This window comes from Sphingobium salicis subsp. salicis (assembly GCF_049472635.1).
Taxonomy (GTDB): domain Bacteria; phylum Pseudomonadota; class Alphaproteobacteria; order Sphingomonadales; family Sphingomonadaceae; genus Sphingobium; species Sphingobium yanoikuyae_A.
Map to the genome: position 1 here is coordinate 3,328,007 of NZ_JAYRCS010000001.1, position 25,270 is coordinate 3,353,276.

At 66.7% G+C, this 25,270-nt stretch carries 23 protein-coding genes; 8 read left to right on the forward strand and 15 right to left on the reverse strand.

Going from position 1 to position 25,270, the window contains the following annotated elements:
- Positions 1–30: 30 nt before the first annotated feature.
- Entirely contained in the window at positions 31–261 is a 231-nt protein-coding gene (locus VHN57_RS16105; protein ID WP_004208426.1) for a hypothetical protein, read from the forward strand.
- Positions 251–478 (forward strand): hypothetical protein, encoded by a 228-nt coding sequence (locus VHN57_RS16110; RefSeq protein ID WP_010338905.1) that lies wholly within the window; start codon positions 251–253, stop codon positions 476–478. The genes VHN57_RS16105 and VHN57_RS16110 overlap by 11 nt, the downstream gene beginning before the upstream one ends.
- A gap of 63 nt (positions 479–541) precedes the next feature.
- Here the strand turns inward: VHN57_RS16110 and VHN57_RS16115 are convergent, their stop codons facing one another.
- The 6 genes from VHN57_RS16115 to VHN57_RS16140 form a co-directional block, all read right to left on the reverse strand.
- Positions 542–1,483 (reverse strand): Gfo/Idh/MocA family oxidoreductase, encoded by a 942-nt coding sequence (locus tag VHN57_RS16115; protein ID WP_097384488.1) that lies wholly within the window; start codon positions 1,481–1,483, stop codon positions 542–544.
- Positions 1,484–1,645: 162 nt separating this feature from the next.
- Positions 1,646–2,494 carry a class III extradiol dioxygenase subunit beta gene (locus VHN57_RS16120; protein ID WP_278986421.1) on the reverse strand — a complete coding sequence of 283 codons (849 nt, stop codon included), beginning with the start codon at positions 2,492–2,494 and terminating at the stop codon, positions 1,646–1,648.
- Positions 2,494–2,898 (reverse strand): protocatechuate 4,5-dioxygenase subunit alpha, encoded by a 405-nt coding sequence (ligA, locus tag VHN57_RS16125; RefSeq protein ID WP_004208430.1) that lies wholly within the window; start codon positions 2,896–2,898, stop codon positions 2,494–2,496. The genes VHN57_RS16120 and ligA overlap by 1 nt, the downstream gene beginning before the upstream one ends.
- Positions 2,899–2,982: 84 nt before the next feature.
- Positions 2,983–4,005 carry an amidohydrolase family protein gene (locus tag VHN57_RS16130; RefSeq protein ID WP_004208431.1) on the reverse strand — a complete coding sequence of 341 codons (1,023 nt, stop codon included), beginning with the start codon at positions 4,003–4,005 and terminating at the stop codon, positions 2,983–2,985.
- Positions 4,002–4,898, reverse strand: coding sequence for an NAD(P)-dependent oxidoreductase (locus tag VHN57_RS16135; protein ID WP_278986419.1), 897 nt, complete (start codon positions 4,896–4,898; stop codon positions 4,002–4,004). Before VHN57_RS16135 ends, VHN57_RS16130 begins: the two co-directional genes overlap by 4 nt.
- A gap of 64 nt (positions 4,899–4,962) precedes the next feature.
- Complete coding sequence (locus VHN57_RS16140) at positions 4,963–6,114, reverse strand: LysR substrate-binding domain-containing protein (protein ID WP_278986429.1); 1,152 nt, start codon at positions 6,112–6,114, stop codon at positions 4,963–4,965.
- A 104-nt stretch (positions 6,115–6,218) separates the two neighbouring features.
- On the opposite strand from VHN57_RS16140, the gene ligK reads away from it, so the two are divergent.
- The 5 genes from ligK (at position 6,219) to VHN57_RS16165 (ending at position 11,704) form a co-directional block, all read left to right on the forward strand.
- Positions 6,219–6,893 (forward strand): 4-carboxy-4-hydroxy-2-oxoadipate aldolase/oxaloacetate decarboxylase, encoded by a 675-nt coding sequence (gene ligK, locus VHN57_RS16145; RefSeq protein ID WP_125997440.1) that lies wholly within the window; start codon positions 6,219–6,221, stop codon positions 6,891–6,893.
- Complete coding sequence (locus VHN57_RS16150) at positions 6,886–7,950, forward strand: 4-oxalomesaconate tautomerase (RefSeq protein WP_423284533.1); 1,065 nt, start codon at positions 6,886–6,888, stop codon at positions 7,948–7,950. Before ligK ends, VHN57_RS16150 begins: the two co-directional genes overlap by 8 nt.
- Positions 7,947–8,834: an amidohydrolase family protein gene (locus VHN57_RS16155; protein ID WP_278986414.1), complete on the forward strand. Its 888-nt coding sequence runs from the start codon at positions 7,947–7,949 to the stop codon at positions 8,832–8,834. Before VHN57_RS16150 ends, VHN57_RS16155 begins: the two co-directional genes overlap by 4 nt.
- A 156-nt stretch (positions 8,835–8,990) precedes the next feature.
- Positions 8,991–11,060 carry a TonB-dependent siderophore receptor gene (locus tag VHN57_RS16160; protein ID WP_278986412.1) on the forward strand — a complete coding sequence of 690 codons (2,070 nt, stop codon included), beginning with the start codon at positions 8,991–8,993 and terminating at the stop codon, positions 11,058–11,060.
- An 11-nt stretch (positions 11,061–11,071) separates the two neighbouring features.
- Positions 11,072–11,704, forward strand: coding sequence for a DUF4198 domain-containing protein (locus tag VHN57_RS16165; RefSeq protein ID WP_010337688.1), 633 nt, complete (start codon positions 11,072–11,074; stop codon positions 11,702–11,704).
- Positions 11,705–11,742: 38 nt separating this feature from the next.
- Here VHN57_RS16165 and VHN57_RS16170 read toward each other — a convergent pair whose 3' ends face one another.
- From VHN57_RS16170 to VHN57_RS16190, 5 genes are all read right to left on the reverse strand, one after another.
- Complete coding sequence (locus VHN57_RS16170; RefSeq protein ID WP_278986409.1) at positions 11,743–13,320, reverse strand: cytochrome P450; 1,578 nt, start codon at positions 13,318–13,320, stop codon at positions 11,743–11,745.
- Between the two features lie 98 nt (positions 13,321–13,418).
- Positions 13,419–14,306 (reverse strand): 3-hydroxyisobutyrate dehydrogenase, encoded by an 888-nt coding sequence (mmsB, locus tag VHN57_RS16175; RefSeq protein WP_278986427.1) that lies wholly within the window; start codon positions 14,304–14,306, stop codon positions 13,419–13,421.
- Positions 14,307–14,485: 179 nt separating this feature from the next.
- Positions 14,486–15,550, reverse strand: coding sequence for an enoyl-CoA hydratase/isomerase family protein (locus VHN57_RS16180; protein ID WP_278988044.1), 1,065 nt, complete (start codon positions 15,548–15,550; stop codon positions 14,486–14,488).
- An 11-nt stretch (positions 15,551–15,561) separates the two neighbouring features.
- Positions 15,562–16,704, reverse strand: coding sequence for an acyl-CoA dehydrogenase family protein (locus VHN57_RS16185; protein ID WP_278988046.1), 1,143 nt, complete (start codon positions 16,702–16,704; stop codon positions 15,562–15,564).
- A gap of 124 nt (positions 16,705–16,828) precedes the next feature.
- Positions 16,829–18,325, reverse strand: a complete 1,497-nt coding sequence (locus VHN57_RS16190; RefSeq protein WP_097384498.1) for a CoA-acylating methylmalonate-semialdehyde dehydrogenase — start codon at positions 18,323–18,325, stop codon at positions 16,829–16,831.
- A 101-nt stretch (positions 18,326–18,426) separates the two neighbouring features.
- On the opposite strand from VHN57_RS16190, the gene VHN57_RS16195 reads away from it, so the two are divergent.
- The gene (locus VHN57_RS16195; protein WP_423284540.1) at positions 18,427–19,320 is read left to right on the forward strand and encodes a LysR family transcriptional regulator; all 894 of its coding nucleotides are present in this window, start codon (positions 18,427–18,429) and stop codon (positions 19,318–19,320) included.
- Here VHN57_RS16195 and VHN57_RS16200 read toward each other — a convergent pair.
- From VHN57_RS16200 to VHN57_RS16215, 4 genes are read right to left on the reverse strand one after another with little or no spacing between them, the layout of a single operon-like run.
- Positions 19,317–21,122 carry a carboxypeptidase regulatory-like domain-containing protein gene (locus VHN57_RS16200; protein ID WP_423284542.1) on the reverse strand — a complete coding sequence of 602 codons (1,806 nt, stop codon included), beginning with the start codon at positions 21,120–21,122 and terminating at the stop codon, positions 19,317–19,319. The two genes, VHN57_RS16195 and VHN57_RS16200, sit on opposite strands and share 4 nt — an antisense overlap.
- Positions 21,119–23,218 (reverse strand): DUF4175 domain-containing protein, encoded by a 2,100-nt coding sequence (locus VHN57_RS16205; protein WP_423284544.1) that lies wholly within the window; start codon positions 23,216–23,218, stop codon positions 21,119–21,121. The genes VHN57_RS16200 and VHN57_RS16205 overlap by 4 nt, the downstream gene beginning before the upstream one ends.
- On the reverse strand, positions 23,215–24,378 hold the full coding sequence (locus VHN57_RS16210; protein WP_278988405.1) for a BatA domain-containing protein: 1,164 nt from the start codon (positions 24,376–24,378) through the stop codon (positions 23,215–23,217). Before VHN57_RS16210 ends, VHN57_RS16205 begins: the two co-directional genes overlap by 4 nt.
- A complete protein-coding gene (locus tag VHN57_RS16215; RefSeq protein ID WP_278988407.1) occupies positions 24,375–25,268 on the reverse strand; it encodes a DUF58 domain-containing protein in 894 nt (297 codons plus the stop codon). The genes VHN57_RS16210 and VHN57_RS16215 overlap by 4 nt, the downstream gene beginning before the upstream one ends.
- Positions 25,269–25,270: the final 2 nt, after the last annotated feature.

Below are 25,270 nucleotides of genomic sequence, written 5' to 3' on the forward strand. Positions count from 1 at the left end.
GGGAAAGTCGCCGCCTATCAGGCGGTCATCATGACCGACGATCAGCAGAGCATCCGCGCCATCCTCGACCGGCTGCGCGCGCCGGCGGGCAATCCCGTGGCCCGCGCCCGCTGGCTGGTGGAACGGCAGGTGCCCGAAGCGCGGCGCGGCCCCGGCTGGGACCGGCACTGGCGCGAGCTGGAAGCCTATCTGGACAGCCCGGTCAGCTGGTCGGGCAATCGCGATGCGGACGGGATCGAAGGGTGGGACGATGACGTCTGACCGGCTGATCGACATGATGATCGCGCGGCTGGTGATCGCCCATGGCAAGAGCAAGCATCATTGGCGCAAGGCGATCGGTCCGGTCCGAATCTATAGCCGCGCCACCCATCCCCATTGCAACTGGGCCTTCACGCCGAGCGGCACGGCGGGCGAGATATCGGTAATCGAGACACTGCTCGACGATCTGCACCTGCGCCATCCGCTGATCGATCGCTAACAACAAAGGGCGCGGACGGCCTGTCGCCATCCACGCCCCCTTGCGCCCCCGAAGGGATCGGAATCAGCCGGCGAGCTGCGTTTCCAGTTCGCCCAGCACGCGATAGCAGTCGAACACCTTGGCGACCGAGCTGTTGGGTTCGCGCCCCTCGCGGATCGCGCTGATGAACTCACGGTCCTGCAACTCGATGCCATTGTTCGAGATGGCGACGCCGGCAAGGTCGATCGGCTCTTCCTTGCCGTTCACCAGATCGTCGTAGCGCGCGATATAGGTGTCGGTATCGCCGATATAGCGGAAGAAGGTGCCAAGCGGCCCGTCATTGTTGAAGCTCAGCGACAGGGTGCAGATGGCGCCGGTCTCGCTCTTCAATTGGATCGACATGTCCATGGCGATGCCCAGTTCCGGATGGATCGGCCCCTGCATCGCGTGAGCGGCGACGATCTTGCCCGCCTGATAAGCGAACAGGTCGACCGTATGCGCGGCATGATGCCACAGAAGATGGTCGGTCCACGACCGCGGCTCGCCCTTGGCATTGATGTTCTTGCGGCGGAAGAAATAGGTCTGCACGTCCATCTGCTGGACGTTGAATTCGCCCGCCTGGATGCGGTTGTGGACGAACTGGTGCGACGGGTTGAAGCGGCGGGTATGGCCGACCATGCAGACAAGGCCGGTTTCCTGCTGCTTGGCGAGCACCGCCTGCGCATCGGCCCAGCTGTCGGCGAGCGGGATTTCCACCTCGACATGCTTGCCCGCATTCATGCAGGCGATCGCCTGTTCCGCGTGCATCTGGGTCGGCGTACACAGGATCACCGCGTCGACATCGTCGCGCGCCAGCGTCTCGTTGAGGTCGGTGGTCACATGGCCGATGCCATATTTCTCGGCGACCTTCTTCGTCGCCTCCAGTTCGCGGCCGATGATCGAGGTGACGGTGACGCCATCGATATTCTTGAGGCCATCAAGATGCTTTTCGCCAAAGGCGCCGGCACCGGCGAGTGCAATACGCATGGAATTTTCTCCATCTAAAGCCCCTCCCTTCCAGGGAGGGTTGAATAGAGACACCTGTCTCTATTCAAGGGTGGGTGCCTCCGAAGGAGGCTCGCTACGCTCGCCCCCCCCCCCCCCGGCCCCTCCCTGGAAGGGAGGGGAGGCAGGAGTGCGAACCGAAATTCAGTCCGTCGGTTCGAGCACGAGGTGCCCGACCGCGGTGTTGGAAGCGGGAACATGATAATGGCGGTGCAGCGGCCGGACCTTGTCGCCCAGCGCCCCGCGCATGATCAGCCACATGACCATCTCGATCCCTTCGGACCCGGTCTCGCGCAGATATTCGATATGCTCGATCGCGCGCAGCGCCTCGCCATCGTCGCTCTGGCTCATCAGGTCGAGGAAGCGGTTATCCCACTCGGCATTGATGAGGCCGGCGCGCGGCCCCTGAAGCTGGTGGCTCATGCCGCCCGTGCCCCAGATCTGGACGTTGAGATCCTCGGGGAAGCTCTCAACCGCGCGGGCGATCGCCTCGCCCAGTCGCCAGCAGCGATTGCCCGAAGGCGGCGGATAGGTGACGACATTGACCGCGACCGGGATCACCCGGCACGGCCAGGCGTCGGGCTGGCCGAACATCAGGCTCAACGGCACGGTCAGGCCATGGTCGACATCCATTTCGTTGATGATGGTCATGTCGAATTCGTCGAGGATCAGGCTCTGGGCGATGTGCCAGGCCAGGTCCGGCTCGCCGATCACGTCGGGCACCGGGCGCGGCCCCCAGCCCTCGTCGGCCGGCTTGTAGCGTTCGCCACAGCCGATCGCGAAGGTCGGGATGATCTTCATGTCGAAGGCGGAGGCATGGTCATTATAGACCAGGATCACGACATCGGGCTTTTCCTGCACGATCCATTGCCGCGACCAGTCATAGCCGGCGAACAAAGGCTGCCAATAAGGCTCGGCGGTCTTCTTGAGGTCCATGGCAGCGCCGATGGCGGGCACATGGCTGGTGGCGACGCCGGCAGTGATGCGGGCCATCAGCGTTTCTCCTTGATGGAGCGGACGCCCTGAGGCGAGCGGCCGCCGGCGATCATCATCGCCTGATAGTCTTCCGGGCTCATCCCGGTCATGGTGCCGACCGCCTGCAGGAAGCTGAGGCCGTCGGTCGAGAACACCTTGGCGAGGAAATAGATGTTCCCGCCCAGGTCCAGGCAACGATTATAGTCGCGGTCCAGGATCGCCTGTTTCTGCGCCTCGGTCATCGGCCATTCGTCGATATAGGCGCGCTCGCCGGCCAGCCAGCGGACGCGGTTTTCCGCCTTCATCAGGCTCATCGCGAACTGGTTCATCCAATAGCCCTGACGCGCCCGCGCCGCCGTATAGACGCGGGTGCCGGGGATATCGTCGAACTCGGCGAGATATTCGTGGATATCGATGCTCATCTCATCCTCTCTTGGCATCCATCCCCCGGCCCTTCCTTCCAACAAAGGACCGGGGGATGAACGCGCCCCTCCGCGGGGATTGGTTTACAGGCCGCGCGCCTTCAATTGCGCGTCGAGCCGGGGGAAGACCCGGCGGGCATTGCCCTCGAAGATCGCGGCACGCTCGCCCTCGCTGATGTCCAGCGCATCGACATAGCGCTTGGTATCGTCGAAATAATGGCCCGTGGTGGGATCGATGCCGCGCACCGCGCCGACCATTTCCGACCCGAACAGGATATTCTTGTTGTCGATCACGTCGGCCAGCAGGTCGACGCCGGGCTGATGATAGACGCAGGTGTCGAAGAAGATGTTGTTCATCAGATGGGTCGACAGGTCGGGCTTCTTCAACATGTCGGCCAGGCCGCGATAGCGACCCCAATGATAGGGCACGGCGCCGCCGCCATGCGGGATGATGAACTTGAGGGTCGGGAAGTCCCTGAACAGGTCGCCCTCCAGCAACTGCATGAAGGCGATGGTATCGGCGGCGATATAATAGCCGCCGGTCGCGTGCATCGCCGGATTGCAGCTGCCCGACACATGGATCATCGCCGGCACGTCCAGCTCGACCATCTTCTCGTAGAAGGGATACCAGTAACGGTCGGTGAGCGGCGGATGCTGGAAATGACCGCCGCCCGGATCGGGATTGAGGTTGCAGCCGATAAAGCCCATGTCGACGCAGCGTTCCAACTCGGCAATGCTGTTGGCCATGTCCGCCTTGGGCGACTGGGGCAGCATGCACACGCCGACGAAGGTTTCGGGGAACAGGCCGACGACGCGCGCGATCAGGTCGTTGCAGCGCATCGCCCATTCCTTCGCCACCGCCGCGTCGCCGACATGGGGGGCCATGGCCGAAGCGCGCGGCGAGAAGATGGTGAGGTCGGCGCCACGTTCCTTGATCAGGCGCAGCTGGTTCGCCTCGATCGTCTCGCGGATTTCGGCATCGCTGATGTCGGGATAGGCGGGGGCAGGCACGCCCGCCTTGAATGCCGCCTTCTGCTCCTCGCGCCAGGCGTCATGCCCCTTGGGCAGCACGGTATAATGGCCGTGGCAGTCGATAATCATGGTCATGCCGCGTCGGCCTTTCCTGTCTGTTCTGCTTTTGCTTGGATGATGCTGTCGATCTTGGCGCCCAGCCCTTCGGGCGGCGTCTTGAGGCCCAGCCTGCCAATCGCCTGCTGGCGCTCGACCGTGCCGCGCGTCATCGCGGAACCGGTGCCAAGGCCATCGAGCGTCTTGACCACCTCCTCCATCTCGGCCGCGCGGCGCAGCCCGTGGACCATCATGCGGTCGAGATTATAATCGGCGCGGATGTCCCAGGGCCGCGGCTTCTCGCTGGCGTCGAGCGATCCGATCACCTCGTCCAGCACGCCCGCCGCATCGGCCGCCAGCATGCATTCGGCGGTCAGCGCCTCCAGCCCCTTGACCATCACCGACCGGATCATCTTGATCGAAGACGCCCGGCCGACGGCCTCCCCGACGACGCGGATATTGGTGAAGCCCAGCCGCGCCAGCCCTGCCCGCGCGGCATCGGCATGGGCACCGCTGACCAGCAGCGGCACGTTCAGCCGGGCCGGATCGACCGGCGCCATGACGGCAACATCGACATAATGGCCACCGGCCGCCTCGATCGCGCGGGCCGCCGCCTGCTTGGTCTGCGGCGCCACGCTGTTGAGATCGCAATAGAGCGCGCCGGGCGCGATATGGGCGGCAGCGGCCTGCGCAACGGCCAGCGCCTGGTCGGCGGTGACGAGCGACAGGATGAAGGGGACGGGCGCGACGGCATCGGCCAGCGTCGGAACCGCCCGGACGCCGGCCCTGACACAGCGCGCCAGCATCGCATCGCGGGTGGCGCCGGCATCGGTCTGGATATCATAGACGCGAGCCGCGTCGATCCAGTCCCCCGCCATCGCAAAGGTGGACCCTGCCTCGCCAAATCCGATCAGACCGATTTCCTGCTCCATGGCGGGTTGGATGACGGATCCTGTCTGATGCCGCCAATCGAATCCGCTGGATCAGTATAAGATTTTACGAATTCATATGTGCTGCAGCCTGATCGATCGCAGCCATGAACTGTTGCTGCAACCGGGTCGGGCGCCAGTCGGCCCGCGTCGTGAGGCCAATGGTCCGGCTGATCGCGCCGGGTGCCGGGCCGATATCGATCAGCAGCCCCGCCTCCAGCTCCAGCGCCAGTTGATCGTGCGACAGCAAGGTCAGATACTCGCCGCCGACCAGCAATTGCCGGATCGTCATCACCGATCCGCACTCGATCGGCACTGCCGGCAGATCGCCGCCGAGCGCCGCGAACATCGCCTGCCACAATTGCCGCAGCGGCGTGCCTTCCGGCGGCAATATCCAGGGATAGCGGCGCAGCGCATCGGCGTCCCAGCCCGCCGCCAGCGCATGGCCGCGCCGCGCCAGGATGGTCGGTCGATCCTCGAACAAGGGTCGTTGCGTCAGGTCCAGCGCCATGGCGGGATCGCGCAGCGCGCCGACCATCATGTCGATCTCGCCATCGCGCAGCGGGCCGACCAGTTCGGCATGCGATCCTTCATGGACGCTGATGTCGACCAGCGGAAAATCGGTGCGGAACCGGGCGATCGCATCGGGGATCAGGCGCGCGCGCGACAGCGGCATCGCGCCGACCAGGATGCGCCCGCCCTCCTGCCCGCGCAGGTCGGCCAGATCCTCCAGCCCCTGCCGCAATTCCGCCAGCGCCAGCCGCAGCCGCTGCGCCAGCAGCGTCCCGGCCCTGGTCAGCATCACGCCGCGCCCGCGCCGGTCGACCAGCCTTTGCCCCAGGGCCAGCCCCAGATCGCCGACCGCCCGATGCAGCGAAGGTTCGGCCACGCCGGTCGCCACCGCCGCCGCCGCATAGCTGCCGCCGCGCGCCAGGGCGACGAAGGCGCGCACCTGCGCCGCCGTCACCCGATTGCTGCCGATCAGCCGCAGCGCCGCATCGATCCGGGGTTTCAGTCGTTCCGCCGGCTCCAGCGCGACCATGCCGCCGGGCTGGCGCGCGAACAGCGGCAGGCCCAGTTGCGCTTCCAGCTTGGCGATCCCCTGGGTCACCGCCGGCTGGGTCAGGTTCACCGCGCGCGCCGCCAGGCTGACGCTGCCAAGCTCCACCACGGCCGCCATCGCGGCGAGATGACGGATATTGAACTGGTCGGGGTTCATGTCCAACACTTAGCAAAAATTTATGCACTGGTTCCAGTTCGGATTTGAGCATCGCGCTGCACCTGTCCACATCGCTGTCAACTTATGCGCTAGGAGAAGGCTTGATGTCCGGCATTGTCGTCCAGAATATCGAACGGGCGGACCTCGCCGTCATCGATGGCCTCGCCAAGGCGGGCGTCGCCACCGTCCATGAAGCCCAGGGCCGCAAGGGCCTGCTCGCCCCCTATATGCGCCCCATCTATCCGGGCGCCCGCATCGCCGGCAGCGCGGTGACGATCTCCGCCCCGCCGGGCGACAACTGGATGGTCCATGTCGCGATCGAACAGTTGAAGGAAGGCGACATATTGCTGCTCGCCCCGACCAGCCCCTGCACCGACGGCTATTTCGGCGACCTGCTCGCCACCTCTGCCCAGGCACGCGGCTGCCGCGGCCTCATCATCGACGCGGGCGTCCGCGACGTGCGCGACCTTAGCCAAATGAACTTCCCGGTCTGGTCCAAGGCGGTCCATGCCCAGGGCACGATCAAGGGCACGCTGGGATCGGTCAATATCCCGGTCGTCTGCGCCAATGCGCTGGTCAATCCGGGCGACGTGATCATCGCCGACGATGATGGCGTGTGCATCGTGCCGCGCGCCGATGCCGCCGCCGTACTGGAAAAGGCGCAGGCCCGCGAAGCCGCCGAGGAAGCCAAGCGCGTCCGCCTGGCCGCCGGGGAACTGGGCCTCGACATCTACAATATGCGCCCGCGCCTGCAGGAAATGGGCCTGAAATATGTCTGACGTCCCGACCAGCGCCCGCGTCATGTGGATGCGCGGCGGCACGTCCAAGGGCGGCTATTTCCTTTCGGAAGACCTGCCCGCCGACAGCGCCGCGCGCGACGCCTTCCTGCTGCGGGTCATGGGATCGCCCGACCCGCGCCAGATCGATGGCATGGGCGGCGCCGATCCGCTGACCAGCAAGGTCGCGGTGGTGAAGAAATCCGATCGGGAGGGCGTCGATGTCGACTATCTCTTCCTCCAGGTCTTCGTCGATCAGGCGATCGTCAGCGATGCGCAGAATTGCGGCAATATCCTCGCCGGCATCGGCCCCTTCGCGATCGAGCGTGGCCTCGTTGCCGCGCAGGACGGCGAGACCCGCGTCGCCATCTTCATGGAAAATACCGGACAGATCGCGATCGCCACGGTGCAGACGCCCGGCGGCAAGGTCCGCTATGAGGGCGAGGCGAAGATAGACGGCGTGCCCGGCAGCACCGCGCCGATCCCGCTGGAATTTCGCGATACCGCCGGCTCCTCCTGCGGCGCGCTGCTGCCGACCGGCAATGCCTTTGACGAGGTGGAGGGCGTGCGCGTCACCCTGATCGACAATGGCATGCCCTGCGTCATCATGAAGGCGCAGGATGTCGGCATCACCGGCTATGAGGACCGCGACACGCTGGACGAGGACGTGGCGCTCAAGGCCCGGATCGAGGCGATCCGATTGGCTGTCGGCGAGCGGATGAACCTGGGCGACGTCAAGGAAAAGTCCGTGCCCAAGATGATGCTGGTCGCCCCGCCGCGCGATGGCGGCGCGGTCACGGTGCGCAGCTTCATCCCGCATCGCGCCCATGCCTCGATCGGCGTGCTAGGCGCGGTCAGCGTCGCCACCGCCTGCCTGATCGACGGATCGCCCGCAGCCGAAGTCGCCTCGATACCATCGGGCAACCGCAAGACACTCTCGGTCGAACATCCCACCGGCGAGACGACCTGTGTCATGGAACTGGACGAGAGTGGCGCGGTGATCAGCGCCGCCATGCTGCGCACCGCGCGCAAGCTGATGGATGGAGAGATTTTCGCATGACCGCCCCTGAACTTGGCCGCATCATCAGCTGGCACGGCAATCCGTCCAAACCGCGCTACACGCCGCCGGCCGGCGCGATCGACGCCCATTGCCATGTGTTCGGCCCGATGGCGCAATTTCCGTTCAGCGCGAAGGCGAAATATCTGCCGGAGGATGCCGGCCCGGACATGCTGTTCGCGCTGCGCGATCATCTGGGGTTCGCCCGTAACGTCATCGTGCAGGCAAGCTGCCACGGCACCGACAATGCCGCAACGCTGGACGCCATCGCCAAGTCGAACGGCAAGGCGCGCGGCGTCGCCGTGGTCGATCCGGCCATTTCGGAGGCCGATCTCGCCGCCCTGCATGAGGGCGGAATGCGCGGCATCCGCTTCAATTTCCTCAAGCGCCTGGTCGATGACGCGCCCAAGGACAAGTTCCTCGAAGTGGCCAAGCGCCTGCCCAAGGGCTGGCATGTGGTGATCTATTTCGAGGCCGACATATTGGAGGAACTGCGCCCCTTCATGGACGCGATCCCGGTGCCGCTGGTGATCGACCATATGGGTCGTCCGGACGTGACCCAGGGGCCGGATGGCGCCGACATGAAGGCGTTCCGCGCCTTCCTCGACAGCCGTGACGACATCTGGTTCAAAGCGACCTGCCCGGATCGGCTCGATCCGACCGGTGATCCGTGGAACGCCTTTGCCGAAGCCGTCGCGCCGCTGGTCGCCGACTATCAGGATCGCGTGTTGTGGGGCACCGACTGGCCGCACCCGAACATGCAGGATGCGGTCCCCGATGACGGCCATCTGGTCGACATGATCCCGCGCATCGCCCCGACGGTTGAATTGCAGCGCAAGCTGCTGATCGATAATCCGATGCGGCTCTACTGGCCCGAGGAATTATAAGGCCACAGCCGGTTTCCAATCAGCACGCGGCCGCTCCGGCTGGGGCGGCCGGTTGCATTTGCGCAACATCCCTTTCGCAAATGCAAGTCAACAGAATTGCGAACGAATATCAATATCGCTATGGGCGCCCCATAAACGAGTCACGGGGGATCCCATATGAAGAAGTTCATCGCATTGAGCGGCGCGGCCCTGATCGCGCTGTGCCATGGCACCGCCTGGTCGGCAGAGGCGGCCGCTGCGGACGCCCCCCGCACCGACGAAGACAGCATCGTCGTCACCGCCGCGACCACCGGGTCCAAGACCGACACCGCGCTGGTCGAACTGCCCCAGCCGATCAAGGTCATCACGTCCGAACAATATCTGTCGCAGGGTGCGATCAGCATCAGCGACACGGTGAAATATGCAGCCGGCGTGCTGGCCAATCCCTATGGCCGCGATACCCGCGTCGACGGCTTCAATGTGCGTGGCCTGGACGCGCTGCAGTTCCGCGACGGCATGCGCGACATCTTCAGCTATTATGCGTCGATCACGTCGGACCCCTATAATTTCTCGCGCGTGGAAATCCTGCGCGGCCCGGCATCGGTGCTGTTCGGCCAGGGGTCGATCGGCGGCCTGGTCAACCTGGTCAGCAAGACGCCCGATTTCACCACGCGCGGCGAACTCAACCTTGTCTATGGCAGCTATGACCGCAAGGAGGCGATGGGCGACGTCAATGTCGCGCTGGCCGACAATCTGGCAGTGCGCTTCGTCGGCCGCGTCCGCGACGCCGACACCTATGTCGACCATGTCCCCGACGACCGCGTGATGTTCGCGCCCTCGATCCGCTGGCAGCCGACGCCCGATACCGACATCGTGCTGACCGGCCTCTATCAGGAGGATGATACCGGTTCGACGTCGCAGTTCCTGCCGATCGTCGGCACCTTCATGCCCAACACTGTCGCGGGCGAGCAGCTCGATCGCTACACCTTCGTCGGCAAGGCCGGCTGGGATCGCTATGATGGCCGATCGCTGCAGGGTGGCGGCTCGATCACCCACCGCTTCTCCGACAATGTGAAGCTGAGCCTCAAGGCGCGCTATATCGACAGCGACCTAGAATATAACACCCATTATGCCGACAGCTATACCAACCCGCAGGATCCCTTCTCGGTCTATGGCACCGACGGGCGCACCATCGCGCTGACGGCCGATGCCAGCGACGCGCGGATGAACGTCTTTTCGACCGACAATAACGTCCAGTTCAATTTCAACACCGGCGCCAATATCGAGCACAAGCTGCTGGTCGGCATCGACTATAGCTGGAACAAGGTGTCCAAGCGTTATGCCGGCGGCTATGAACTGGTCGACCTGTACGACATCGATTATGATGCGCTGGCAACCTATGATCCGACCGGTCCGTTCACCAGCGACAGCCAGAAGCAGCTGGGCGTCTACGTCCAGGACCAGATCCGCTTCTATGACCGGGTATCGGTCGTGCTGGGCGCCCGCCGCGACCGCGTGACCGGTTCTTCGGGCCAGAAGGACAATGCCACCACCTTCCGCGCCGGCATCATCGGCGAAATCGGCGCCGGCATCTCGCCCTTCTTCAGCTACACCGAAAGCTTCCTGCCGGTCGCCGGCCGGATCGACAATGGCGATGGCAGCTATGGCGATGCCTACAAGCCGCAGACCGGCACCCAATATGAAGCCGGCGTGAAGTGGCAGCCCGCCCCCAGTACCCTGGTCACCGCCACCGTGTTCAAGATCAAGGAGCGCAACCGCGTCCTCTATCTCGCGGCCGGCGGCACCGAACAATCGGGCGTGCTCAACACCAAGGGCTTCGAGATCGAGGCGAGCCATACCCTGCCCGGCAATTTCGAACTGCTGGCCAATTATGGCTATTCGAAGCTGAAGTCGGAAACCAACACCAGCCTCGACTATATGCCGCGCCATACCGCGTCGCTCTGGTCCACCAAGACCTTCGGCCTGGCAGACGAGGCGCAGCTGCGCCTGGGCGGCGGCGTCGTCTATAGCGGCAAGAGCGTGTCGACCAGCGCGATCTGGTCGATCGTCACGCCGTCGCGCACCACCGTCGACGCGCTGGCGGAAATCACCTGGCAGGACTGGCGCTTCGCGCTCAATGCGACCAACCTGCTCAACAAGAAATTCTACGCGTCCTGCCTGGCGCGTGGCGACTGCTTCATGGGCGCGCCGCGCAACGTCATGGGCACGGTCGGCTTCCGTTTCTGAGGAGAGAGACTATGCTGAAATGGACTAGTGCGCTGCTGGCGATCGCCTGCCTGCCCGCAATGGCGCAGGCGCATGAAGTGTGGGTAGAACGGGACGGCGCCGGCCCGGCGCGCATCTATCTGGGCGAACCGGGCGACCCGCTGCCCGAGGGTGGCGATCCCGAGTTCGAGAAGCTGAAGGCGCCCAAGCTGGTGCCCGCATCCTCCGCCGCGCAGGTGCGCAAGGCCGGCTATATCGAGGTCGCCGTGCCCGCCGGCGACGTGCGCGTGATCGACGACAGCGTGTTCGATCCCTGGGGCGAAGAAGGCAAGAAGGAAGGCGTGATCTATTATGCGCGCGCCGGCCGCAGCGAGGCCAAGGCCGGGATGCCTCTGGAAATCGTGCCGACCGCTGCAGGCGCCAACAGCTTCACGCTGGTCCGCGACGGCAAGCCGCTGGCCGGGGTCAAGGTAACCGCGATCTCGCCCGACAAATGGTCGAAGGGCTTCGTCACCGACGCCCAGGGCCGCGTGACCCTGCCGATCAAGGAAAAGGGCCGCTACATCCTGACCGCGACGCAGGAGGAAAAGGGCGACCTCAGCCTGCGCGGCGCCAAGGTGGCGACGCTCTACAACATCGCCACGCTGACCTTCGTCAATAACTGACACTGGAGCGGCGCGGGCCATCGACCCGCGCCGCCGCCTCATGCGGCGAGCGCCGCCAGATCCGCGTCCAGCGCATCGAGCGCCGCATCGGTGAACTGCGACGGGGCAAAGGGCTGTATCGCGCGGAGCGTCATGCCCCTTGCCATTGCAATGCGCTGGTCATCCGCCACGCCGGGAAAATAGCGATCGAGCAGGCTGCGCGTCTGTGGATCGGCCAGCAGCACGCCGATCTTCGTGTGCGTGGTCGACAGCATTTCGTCCTGTGGTTCCGCCTGCGCTTGCGGCGCCTGCCCTGCAACAGGGAAAGCGCCCGCCTCACCCCGATCGGCCAATGCGGTGGTCGATGGCGTCAGCGTCAGGTGCAAGTCGGCCAGCCCGCGAATGATGAAGCTCGGCTCGAAATGCAGGTCGCGGGCACCGGGCGGGCCATGGCGGGCCGGGTCGAGTTCGATCGCGCTGCTATGCTCCAGAAACTTCTCCAGGATGATCCGCACCTCGACACGGGCGAGCGGCGCGCCGGCGCAGACATGCTTGCCCCGGCCGAAGGCGACATGCTCGCGGATGCGGGGGCGATCCAGTTGCAGGTCCGCAGGCGCGTCCCAGCGCGCAGGATCGCGATTGGCCGCCGCCAGCGCCAGCAATATACAGGTGCCCGCCGGCACCGCCCGATCGCCGATCCGGGTATCGCGCCGCGCGACCCGCGCTGTCTGCTTGCTCGATCCCTCGATCCGCAGCACTTCCTCGATCAAGGCCGGGATCAGCGCCGGATCGGCGCGCAGCTGGTCCTGAAGGCCCGGCTGATCGACAATATGGCGCATGGCGTTGCCCAGCAGCTTGGCGCTGGTGTCCTGCCCGGCGCCAAACAGGAAGGTGGCGAGGTTGACGATCTCCGCCACGCTGGGCGTCGTCCCGTCGGCATATTTGGCCAACGCCAACTCGGTCAATATATCCTCGCGCGGATGACGCCGCCGATCCTCGACATAGGCGGCGAAATAGGAGCCCATGACGATCAGCGGATGCCCCTCCCCCGCATAGTCATTGTCCGCCGCGTCCAGGCTGCCGGGCGGTGGCGCCGCATCGATCACATCCATGAAGCGCTGGCGATCCTCCGCCGGCACGCCCAGCAAGTCGGCGATCACCAGCGTGACGAAGGGGGTGGCGATGTCCCGGATCAGTTCGGTCCGCCCCCGCGCCATCGCCTGGCGCACCAGATGGTCTGAATAGTCCGATATGAAACGCTCATTCGCCTTCAGGCGGGAAGGCGTGAACAGCCGGTTGACCAGCCCGCGCAACATTGTGTGAGGCATGTCGTCCAGCCCGACCAGCATCGTGCCGCCGGGAAAATCGGGCCGATGCGCCTCCAACTGCGCGCTGATGTCGCTACCCTGCGGCAGAAAGGGCAAGGGCGCCGCAGCCCCCTGCAGCGCGTTGACGGCGGAAAAATCCTGGGCATTGGCGAGGACTTCGAGCGTTTCCTCAAAGCCCGTGACGATCAGATAGTCGCGGCCCGGCGGCTGATAGACCGGTCCATGCGCCCGGACCGCCTCGAAAAAGGCATAGGGATCCTGTAATATGCCGCGATCGGTGAAATAGTCGCGCGCCTCCTGTGCCACCATCGTCTCTCTCCCATGCTGCTGTCACGCGCGCAGGAGCGATCGCGCAACCACATATGATACACAGTAGATCATATGTGGTTGCGGTCAAGTCAGGGATGTCAGGCCGCCGCGCCCTTGAGGAAGCGGATCATGGAGGAGAAATCCATGGCCCCCGCGCCGGTGTTGACGAGCGCCTGATAGAGCGATTCCGCCGCCGCGCCCATCGGCACGCTGGCATCGACGCCATGGGCGGCCTCCACCGCGAGCTTCAGATCCTTGAGCATCAACGCATTGGCGAAGCCGCCTTCATAATCGCGGTCGGCCGGCGTTTCCGGGCCGACGCCGGGCACCGGGCAATAGCTGGTCATCGACCAGCTCTGCCCCGATGCCTTGGACGAGATGTCGAAGAAGGTCTGGAGATCGAGACCCAGTTTTTCGGCGAGGGCGAAGGCTTCGCAGGTGGCGACCATGGTGGCGCCCAGCAGCATGTTGTTGACGATTTTGGCAGCCTGCCCCGCCCCGGCCGCACCGGCATGGATCACCGCCTTGCCCATCGCCTGCAAGATCGGTTCGGCGCGGGCAAAGGCGGCATCCTCGCCGCCGACCATGAAGGTCAAGGTGCCGCCATTGGCCGCCGCGATGCCGCCCGACACCGGCGCATCGACCATGGCGAGGCCGTGTTCGACCGCCTGTTCGATAACGGCGCGGGCCGATGCGACGTCGATGGTCGAACAGTCGATCAGCAGCGTGTCCGGCCCGACCGCACCCAGCAATTGCTCGCCATAGACGGCGCGGACATGCTTGCCGGCGGGCAACATGGTGACAACGATGCTGACTCCTTTAACCGCTTCCGCGGCGGACGCGGCGCGGGTGCAACCGGCCGCCTCGGCGCGGGCCAGCGCGGCTTCGGACAGGTCGAAGGCGGTGACAGCGTGGCCCGCCTTCACCAGATTGGCGGCCATGCCGCCGCCCATATTGCCCAGGCCGATGAAGCCGATGCTGCTCATGTCCATCCTCTCCTTTTATTATGTCAGAGCCTGTTTGAAAAATGCGCGGAAGAGCGCATTTTCAGAGCCGCACCGGCCCGCACCCCCACCCGACCACCCAGACATGGTACCCTGATGGGCGGTCGGGTGGGGGTGCGAGCCGGTGCGGATGCGCCAGAGGCGCATTTCCAAATACACTCTCAGACCTCGACCGCCGCCTGGGGCAGCGGGGTCCAGCGCTCGCCTTCGGGCAGCGGCGCGAAGATCGCGTCGACCAGCTGGTCGGGCACCGCCTCCACCGTCGGCGGGTTCCAGCGCGGCTGGTTGTCCTTGTCGACGATCAGCGCGCGCACGCCTTCGACAATGTCCGGCCGGGCGATGATGCGGCAGGCGAGATCATATTCCATCGCCATATTGTCGACGAAGCGGGTCAGGCGGCTGGCCTGCGCCAGTTGCCGCAGCGCGACCTTCATCGTCTGGGGCGATTTGGTGTCGAGCGCGGCAAGCTGCGCCTGCGCCCAGTCCGATCCGTCGGCACGCAACGCGGCATAGATATCCTCCAGCCGGTCGCTGGCGAACAGCCGGTCGATATCCGGCAGGCGGGCGGCGAAATCGCTGTCGGGCGGGCTGACGGCAAAACGCGCCAGCACGTCGCCGATATCGGAGGGGTCGGCGATGATTGCCGCCTTCGCCTCCTCCAGCCGGTTGCTCGGCAGATAGTCGGTGGCAAGGCCGAGCGCGATCGCATCCGCGCCGTCGATGCGGGCGCCGGTGACGGCGAGATAGCGGCCCGATCGGCCCGGCAGGCGGGAAAGATACCAGCCGCCGCCGACGTCGGGGAACAGGCCGATGCCGGTTTCCGGCATGGCATAGACGGTGCGTTCGGTCGCGACGCGATAGCGCGCTGGCTGGGCGATGCCGACGCCGCCGCCCATGGTGATGCCGTCCATGAAGGCAATCACCGGCTTCCCATAGGTGAAGAGCAGATGGTTCAGGCGATATTCGGTCGCGAAGAAATCTCGCGCCGCCAGATTGTCGCCCGCCGCGCTCTCCGCGATCAGGCGGATGTCGCCGCCAGCACAGAAGCCGCGCCCTTCGGCATGGTCGATCATCACCGCGCTGATCGCCGGATCATCCTGCCAGGCGAGCAGTGCGTCGGTCATGGTCGCGCACATCGCGCGGCTCAGCGCATGGATCGCCTTGGGCCGGTTCAACCGCAGGCGGCCGACGCCGCCCTCCACCGCAATCAGCACATCGTCGGTCATGGTCTTCCCCTTCAGGCCTTGAGCAGTTCGCGGGCGGTGATCATGCGCATGATCTCGTTCGTGCCCTCCAGGATGCGGTGGACCCGCAGGTCGCGCCAGATGCGCTCGACCGGATAGTCCATCAGATAGCCATAGCCGCCATGGAGTTGCAGCGCGCGGTCGGCCACGGCCGAACCGGTGTCGGTCGCGAAGCGCTTGGCCATGGCGGCGAATTTGGTCTTGTCGGGCGCGCCCTCGCTCACCTTGGCGGCGGCGAGATAGAGCAGCGCGCGAGCGGCCTGAAGCTCCGTCTCCATATCGGCCAGGGTGAATTGGGTATTCTGGAAATCGGCGATCGCGCGGTCGAACTGGCGCCGCTCGCGGGTATAGCCGACCGCCTCGTCCAGCGCACGCTGGGCGCCGCCGAGCGAGCAGGCGCCGATATTGAGCCGGCCCCCATCAAGCCCGGCCATGGCGATGGCGAAGCCCTGCCCCTCCGCGCCCACGCGGTTGGCGACCGGCACACGGACGCCGTCGAAATTGACCTGGGCGGTGGGCTGCGAATGCCAGCCGAGCTTGCGCTCCTGCGCGCCGAAGCTGACGCCTTCCATGTCCTTTTCGATCACCAGGCAACTGATGCCCTTGGGACCATCCTCGCCGGTGCGGACCATCACGACATAGATGTCATTTTCGCCGCCGCCCGAAATGAACGCCTTGGAACCGGTGACGACATAATGGTCGCCGTCTCGCACCGCGCGGGTACGCAGCGACGCCGCATCGGAGCCGGCAGACGGTTCGGTGAGGCAATAGGAAGCGATCGTCTCGCAGGTGACGAGCGACGGGAGATAGCGCTGCTTCACCGCATCGTCCCCGAAGCGGTCGATCATCCAGGCGGCCATATTGTGGATCGAGATGAAGGCCGATGTGGAGGGGCATCCATAGGCCATCGCTTCCATGATGAGCGCCGATTCAAGCCGACCAAGACCGATGCCGCCGCTCTCTTCCGACACATAGATGGCGCCGAAGCCCAGTTCGGCCGCCTGGCGGATGGTGTCGCGGGGGAAATGATGCTCCTCGTCCCACTTGGCCGCATGGGGCGTGATCGCATCGGCAGTGAAGCGCTGCGCCAGTTCCTGCACGGCGCGCTGCTCGTCGGTGAGGTCGAACTGGGTCATGCGTCTGTCTTTTCCTTATTGGCGTCATGCCGGACTTGATCCGGCATCCATTAGCGCGACGAGGATATGAGGCGTCAACCTGAAGCACCATGACCGGGGAGGCATCATCGCCTCCCCGCTCCTCTCACCCCATGGTCGGGATGACGAAGGCGCTGTCGCCGGTGGCGCCGCCGTCGGGCCAGCGCTGGGTGACGGTCTTCACCTTGGTGAAGAACTTCACCCCTTCCATGCCATGCTGGTTGGTGTCGCCAAAGGCGCTGCGCTTCCAGCCGCCAAACGTATGATAGGCGACCGGCACCGGGATCGGCACGTTGATGCCGACCATGCCGACATTGACCCGCGCGGCAAATTCGCGCGCGGCATGGCCGTTGCGCGTGAAGATGGCGACGCCATTGCCATATTGGTGCTCGCTCGGCAGGCGCAGCGCGTCCTCGAAACTGTCGGCGCGCACCATCTGGAGCACGGGGCCGAAAATCTCCTCCTGATAGCTGCGCATCTGCGGCGTCACCCGGTCGAACAAAGTCGGGCCGACGAAGAAGCCCTGTTCATGGCCCTGCAGCGTGAAACCGCGGCCGTCGACCACCAGTTCGGCGCCTTCATCGACGCCCATCTGGATATAGGATTCAATCTTCGCCTTGTGCGCGGCGGTGACGACCGGGCCATAATGGGCGTCCGCATCGGTCGAGACGCCGACCCGCAGCGCGTCGATCGCCGGGATCAGCTTCTCGCGCAGGGCGATCGCCGTCGCCTCGCCCACCGGCACCACCACCGGCAGCGCCATGCAGCGCTCGCCGGCCGAACCGAAGGCCGCGCCGGCGAGGTCATTCACCACCTGGTCGAGATCGGCATCGGGCATGACTATGCCATGATTCTTGGCGCCGCCCATCGCCTGGACACGCTTGCCCGCCTCGACGCCGCGGCGATAGACATAATGGGCGATGTCGGAGGAGCCGACGAAGCTGACCGCCCGGATCTCCGGATGGTCGAGGATCGCATCGACCATTTCCTTGTCGCCATGGACGACCTGCAACACGCCGTCGGGCAGGCCCGCCTCGCGCATCAGTTCGGCGAGGCGCACGGGCACGCTGGGGTCGCGCTCGCTGGGCTTGAGGATGAAGGCATTGCCACAGGCGATGGCGACGCCGAACATCCACATCGGAATCATCGCCGGGAAATTGAACGGGGTGATGCCGGCGACCACGCCGAGCGGCTGGCGCATCGAGTATACGTCGATGCCGGGGCCGGCGCCCTGGGTATATTCGCCCTTGAGCAGATGAGGGATACCGCAGGCGAACTCGATCACCTCCAGCCCGCGCTGGATATCGCCCTTGGAGTCGGCAATCACCTTGCCATGTTCGGAACTGAGCAGATGGGCGAGTTCGTCCATATTCTGTTCGACCAGCGTCTTGAACGCGAACATGACACGGGCGCGGCGTTGCGGGTTGGTCGCGGCCCAGGCCGGCTGGGCGGCAAGTGCGGCGGCCATGGCAGCGTCAAGATCGCCCTGGGTGCCGAGGCGCAGTTGCGCCTGCACGGTGCCATTATTGGGGTCGAAGACGTCGCTGGTGCGGCCGCCGTCACCTGCCGAATGACCGCTGATGACATGATCGATGATACGCATGGCCCATCCTCTCCAATATAGTTTCACCCCGCCTTGCAGGATATCAGAAATGCAGGCAAGCTGACGGATATGCATATCCACCCTGCAAAAATGCCGCACCGATGAACTGGGACGATCTGCGCCTGTTCCTGGCGGTGGCGCGCACCGAGCGGCTGAGCGCGGCGGCGGCGATGACCAGGATGGACGCCACCACCATCTCGCGGCGAATCAAGCGGCTGGAGCACGCGCTGGAGCAACGCCTGTTCGAGCATACGCCGGCCGGCCATGTGCTGACCGACCATGGCACCCGCCTGCTGGAACAGGCCGAGCGGATGGAGGCGGCGGCGCTCGGCGTGCAGCGGAGCGGCAGCGCGGCGGGCGCGCAGATGGCCGGGACGATCCGCCTGAGCGCGTCGGAGGGCTTTGGCAGCCGGGTGATCGCACCGCATCTGCGCAGCTTCACCGCCGACCATCCCCGGATCGAGATCGACCTGGTGGCGTCGAGCGGCTTCCTCAACCCCTCCCGGCGCGAGGCGGATATTGCGGTGATGCTGGCCCGGCCCAAGACCGGCCCGCTGATCACCCGCAAGCTGACCGACTATCATCTGGGCCTTTATGCCACGCCCGCCTATCTGGAGGGTGCGCCGCCATTGAAGGCCAAGGGCGACCTGCTGCGTCATGTGCTGGTCGGCTATGTCCCCGACCAGATCTATGCGCCCGAACTGCGCTATCTGGCGGAGGTCGATGCCCGGCTGGAACCGGCGATCCGGTCGAGCAGCATCAACGCCCAGGCGGAAATCATCGCCAGCGGCGCGGGCTGCGGCATATTGCCCTGCTTCATCGGCGACGCCATGCCGGGGCTGGTCCGCGTGCTGCCCGAGGCGGTCGATATCCAGCGCAGCTTCTGGCTGGTGGTGCCCCGCGACCTGCGCGGCATTGCCCGGATCGACCAGTTTGTCGGCTGGCTGGTGGCGACCAGCGAGCGCCTGCGACCGGTGATGCTGGGCGTGGGTTAGGACTGCGGGATCGCCGTGCGGCCGATCCGGGACCGCTCGAACCACCAGAGCAGGGCGCTGGCGATCAGCCAGCCGATGAACCAGGGCCAGGACGGGCCGGGAACGGCGCGCCCGGCAGTGGCAAAATCGCTCTTCTGATCGGCGCCCTGTAGCAGTGTCATGGCCTGATGCATCTGCGCGATGCGCAGGGCTGGCAGGGCATTGGCGGGATAGATGTAGAAGGCTTCGGATGCGCCATCCGTCCAGCGCAATTGGTGCCAACCTGCGCGATCAGGCCACCAGGCGGCGCAATCGCCGGTCGCCGGATCGATCGCCAAGGGCGCGCCATCGATATGGGCGCCGGGCTTCAGGCCGCACAGGTTGATCCGCTCGCCGACCCAGGCCGGGCCAGTGAAGGCGGGAACAGAACCCGGTGCCGGGCGCACGACAGCGGCCATCATCCGCCCCCACCAGCCGCCGTAAAGATCGCCCCGGCCGCTCAGCACCAGACCAAAGCTGTCGAGCCCGGTCCAGACTGCGACCCGGCCTGCGCCGAGCGCGCGCCAGGCGGCGAGTGGTGTGCCGGCGGCATCCTGCACCAGCGGAACCGCGTCACGGCCGGCCGGGACGCCATCCATGCGGGTCGCTTCGGGCAGGATATCATCGCCGATATTGAGGTCGGCGGGGAGGTCGGCGCTGCCAATGCCGGCACGGGTGCGGGCGCGATCGGCGGCAAGCGGCGCCGGCAGTGCGATCGGCGCGACGCCATTGCCACTGGACAGATCGAAACCCAGCGCGCGCCACTGGTCGCGCAGCGCGCCGTCAGCCGGGCCGCCGCCGCGCAGGATCAGGCCCATGCCGCCCCGCACCGCTTCCAGCACCGCGCCGCGTCCGCCGCCAAGGCCGGCCCAGGCGCGGTCATCGGCAACCAGCAGGTCATAGCGGCGCAGGCTGGCGGCATTGATCGCCACCGGCGCGTCGCCCAGCGCAATGCCGCCGCCCGCGCTCATGTTGACGGTGACGGCATAGCCGGCGTCGGTCGCCCAGCGGCGCAGATATTTGACCTCCGGCCCCGGCGCGCCGGCCAGGATCAGCAGCCGCGGCGCAGCATCACCCTCGACCAGCATTGGCACCACGGCCTGTTCGACCAGCCCACCATCGGCGCGGCGCAGGCGCAGGGTGAATTCGGCGGTGCCGGCGGCGCGCGCGGTCCCGGTCAGGCTGAAACGGCCGTCTCCATCCACAGGAGCGGCATCGGTGACGCGCCCGGCGGGATCGAGCAGTTCGACCTGCGCCTTGGGCAGGCCGGCAACCTGTCCGCCGACGGCGAAGGTTGCGCCCGGCGCGATCCGGTCAGGCCGGGCTAGCGCGATCAGTCCTGCGGCGGCGGCCGGCGGCGTATAATCGATCGCGAGCCCCTTAGCCGCATCGCGGTCGCGGGCGACGAGGCCCTGCCCCAGGATGACGAGGCGGCGCGTGTCGGGATAGCGGCGCAGCGCGGTCGCCAGATCCGGCACCGCCTGCGCGCCCGCCATGTCCCGCGCTTCGGGCAGCGCGACCAGATGCGCACCCTTGCCGGCCGAGGCGAAGCGCGAACTGCCCTGGGTGGCGACGGTCAGCGTGCCGCCCGCCACGGGCAACGCGGGCGGGAAGAGGCCGAAATGGAGGAGCAGCGCGACGACCGGCTGGAGCAGCAGCAGGGCCGCAAGCCGCCAGAGGTGCGCCCCCAGATCGCCGGCCGTGCGCTGCCACAACAGCAGCCTTGCCCAGCCGACCAGCACGGCGACGCTGAGGAGCAGCGCGGTGATGATCTGCGCGCTCATGGCCGTCCCCCGATCGCGCCGAGATAGCGTGCGCCGGCAGCGTCGGCCGGGCGCCGCCGCGCCACGCCGCCCTGCGGCCGCTCCATCGCCATCCACAATTGCGCGCGCAGCTTGTCACGACAGGCGGCGCAGGCCGGATCGCGCCGCACGGCGTCGATCGCGCCGCTCAACGCCAGCGGATCGGGCAGGCGCGCGGCGTTGGCCCGAGACCAGCCCTCCAGCGCGTCGAGCGGCACCGGTCCCTGCGCCAGCCCGCGCCAGGCGGCGGCGGCCGGGCCGTCATCGCCCTCGACCGCGACCAGCGGCGCGAAACTGTCTGCTATCCCTTCACGCTTGCCGGTCATGCGGCGGGCGGGGTCGATCGGCGGCAGTTCCGGGCCGACGCGCGACAGGAAGATGCGGGTCGCCTGCTGCACTTCCTTGATGAAGCGCAGCGCCTTGTAGGCGAAGGGCAAGGCCAGGTCGGGTCGGCCCTGCTTCAACTGCATTTCCGACTGCCACATCTCGTCCACCGCCTGTTTCAGGATCGCGCGGGTTTCCGGGTCCAGGCTGGAGGCGGGCGATTCATCGTGGGGATGGCCGAACTCGGCGAGCACATCCTCCTTCTCGCCAAAGACATTGGGGGCCGCGACCGGCGGGCCATGATCATGGCCGTCACCCTCGCCATGGCCATCCGCATAGGCGGTCGGCAGGCTGGGTTCGCCTTCGCTCTCGCCCCCCAAGAACTGGCTGTAGCGGCCGCGCAGGATTTTCTGGTCGTTGCCGATGCCGTTGGATTGCGAGAGATATTTGTCGGCCGCCAGGCTGCGTTTGCGCTTCAGCAGCGCCTCGGCATCGATGATGATCTGGCGCTGGCTGCGGAAATAGGCCGGCAAAGTGGTATTGACCATGCCCTGCAGGCCGCCGCTTTCGGGTGCCTTGGCCGCGGGCCAGCGCAGGATGACGCTGGGCCCGCGCACCTCCTGCGGCGATGGCGCGCGATTGTCGCGCACGATGATCTGCACCACCAAGTCGCCGCCGGCCGAAAAACCGAGCGCGCCGAAATCGAGGCGCGGGGCAAAGCGCCGATCGCGCGCCGGGCCGGAGCCGGACACGGCGATCTCGCGCTCGGTGAAGCGGATATTCTCGCCCTCGCCGATCGCCAGGGTGATGCGCAGCCGGGCGGTGGCGGCGACGCCATAATCGTCGGTCGCGGCGAAGACCGGCGTCCAACTGCGCTGGCCGGGAGTCACCATGTTGAGGCTGGCGGCGGGCGCGATCAGCTTCACCTGCGGCGGCGCATCGGCCACGCCGTCGATCCGGTGCAGCGGCGGCAGCGGCCCGCGCCCGGATGCCGGATCGACGCGATAGAGGAACGAGGCGTCGAGCATGCGGCTGGCGATCCAGTGATCGCCATCGCGGCGCAGCGCAATGCCTGCACCGCCAAGCGGCAGCAGCGCCGGCGCGCTTGCCTGCGAATCGAAGCGGAAGGTCCATTCGAGCCGTGATCCAAGCGGCGCGCGCACATCAAGCTTGGCCTCATCACGGAGCGGCAGGCCGGTGTAGGCGGGCGGAATGATGCGCAGATTCTGCGCGACCAGGCGCGGGATGCCGGGCTTTGCGGCGATGCCCTCGGAAGCGGGGGCGAGCACGACGGGCCTATCGCTGCCGCGCGGCCAGAGCAGCAGGGCGGCGATGCCGAGCAGGGCCACGGTCCAGAGTGCCAGGATCGCGCGGCGCGACCAATCCGGCGCCAGATCCTGCGGCATGCCCTGCCCCAGCCGCTGGTCGAGCCGGGCGCGTTGCAGCCGTTGCAGCGGGCCCAGTGCCTGCGGATCGGCGAAGATCAGCGCGCTGCTATCCTCCAGATCGGCGCGGCTGGCATCGAGACGGCGGACCAACCAGCGCTGATCGAAGCGCTGGGCGCGGCGGATGGCGAGGGCGCCAAGCAGGCCAGCGCCGAGCAGCAGCAGGATGGCGGCCGGCACCAGTCCGGCGAAACGCCAGACCAGCGCGCCCGCCAGCAGCAGGATCGGCAGACCGAGCAGCAGCGTGTCGAACCGCGCGCGCCGGCGACTGGGCGTCAGCCAGGTGGAGAGCAGGGCGTCGGCGCTCATGGCGCGATCGCCCGCTTGCGGCTGGTGGCGAACCAGCGTTCGACCAGCAGCAGCACCGCGATCAGCAGCGCCAGCCAAGGGCGCAGATCGGCCGGCGATTGCGGATAGGCGCGTCCGCCGCTGAGTGGCGCATAGGCGGCGGCATCCGCGCGCTGCGGCGCGATGCTGGGCGGCTGGATCAACGCGCGCAGACGGGCGGGGAAATCCGCCTCCAGCAATTGCGGCATCTGCGCGGGCTGCAACGGGCGGGTGAAGCGGAGCAGGCGGCCCTTGCCGATCGGCATGACCTCCACCAGCGGTCGGGCAAGATCATCCTGCCACAGGGGTGCGGGCGTCGTGCCCTGGGGCAGCAGCGCATCGGAGGCGACGATCGCCTGCCCGCCCTGCGCGATCCAGCGTTGCAGCGCGTCCGGCACAGTGCCGGCGCTCATCCAGAACAACGCCTTGTCCGCCGGAGGCAGTGGCGCGTTGAGCGGGCCGCTGTCGACATCGGCCGGCTTGCCTGCGGGTTGCCAGGCAAGTGCAGCAGCATTGAGGTAACGCAGGCCGGCGGCATGCCCCGCATCGGCGCGGACGGCGATCGATGGCACCTTCACCGGCATCGGCTTGCCCGCCGGCATCGCGCCGGGGACGATGCGCCAGTCGATCTTGCGCGACAGGCGGGGCCGCTCGGCATCGGCGCCCTGGAGGATCTGCGGCACGATGATGGTCAGCGGCGCGCCCTGCGGCAGCTCGGCGTCAAGCTGGCGCACCAGACTGCCAATGGGGATGGCCTCGGCCGTGATCGGCTTGCCCGGCTCGACGCGGGGATAGCCGGGCGCCAGCCAGTGCGCCCTGCCCTCGGCCAACGTCTTGTCATCCACCGCCGCCGGATCGACGCCAGGCGTCAGCGCCACATAAGCCTGCTTGCTCGCCGCGCCGAACAGCACCGGATGGGCGAGCCACAGCGCGACCAGCGCCAGCAAAGCGAGGCGCAGGGCGAGCAACAGCCATTCGTCGAAACGCAGGCGGGACCGGGGCTTGGGCTTCTGCCGCAGCCAGCGCAGCGCGGCGAAATCGGTCGGCAATTGCTCGCTGCGCCGGGCGATATGGATCGCCAGCGGGATCAGCAGCGCCAGCAGGCCAGCCAGCGCGGCGGGGAGCAGCAAGGCGGGCGTCATGAATATTCGGCCGCGTCATGGGCGCCGAACAGGCGGCGCAGCGGCAGGTCGATCGGCTCGTCCAGCACATGGGTCGCACGGCGGATGCCGACCGCATCGAGCCGGGCATGCAGCTTCGCCCGTGCCTCGCCGAAGCGGCGCAGAAATTCGGCGCGCAGTGCGGCGCCGTCGCCCAGCAGTTCCTCGCCCGTCTCCGGATCACGGAAGCGATAGCCGCCGTCGAACGGGAAATCCCGCTCGCCTACGGTCAGCATCTCGATCACCAGAACCTCGCGCCCGGCGGCTGACAATTTCTCGACCAGCTCGATCGCGCCCGGCTCGAAACAGTCGCTGAGCAGGATCACCAGATCATGGGCACCGATCCGTTCCCACAGCGGCGCCAATTGGGTTTCAGCGGCAAAGCCGCCTTCGGCCCGCAGCGGCAGCATGTCGAGCAGCAGCCGGTCGCGCTGGCGCAGGCCGGTAGCGGGTGGCAACAGCCGCAGCCCGGTGTCGGACAGCGCCATCCAGCCGAAGCGATCGCCCTGCTGCATCGCCAATTCGGCGATACTGGCGGCGATCCCCTTGGCCGCGTCGAGCCGGCTATAATCGGGCCGGATCGCATCGGTCTGCGCCATCGACGCGCTGGCATCCATCACGATCCAGACCGCGACCGGGCTTTCCCGTTCCGCCTCGCGGACGAAGAACTTGTCCGACCGGGCATAGAGTTTCCAGTCGATCTGGCGCAACTCGTCGCCCGGCTCATAGGCGCGATATTGCGCAAATTCGAGGCCCGCGCCCCGGCTGTGGCTGTGATGGAGGCCGAGGCCATGCGATCCCACCGCCCGGCGCGTGAGCAGGCGCAGGCTTTTGAGCCGGCTCCGCACATCTGGGGGGATGAAATCGGCCATGA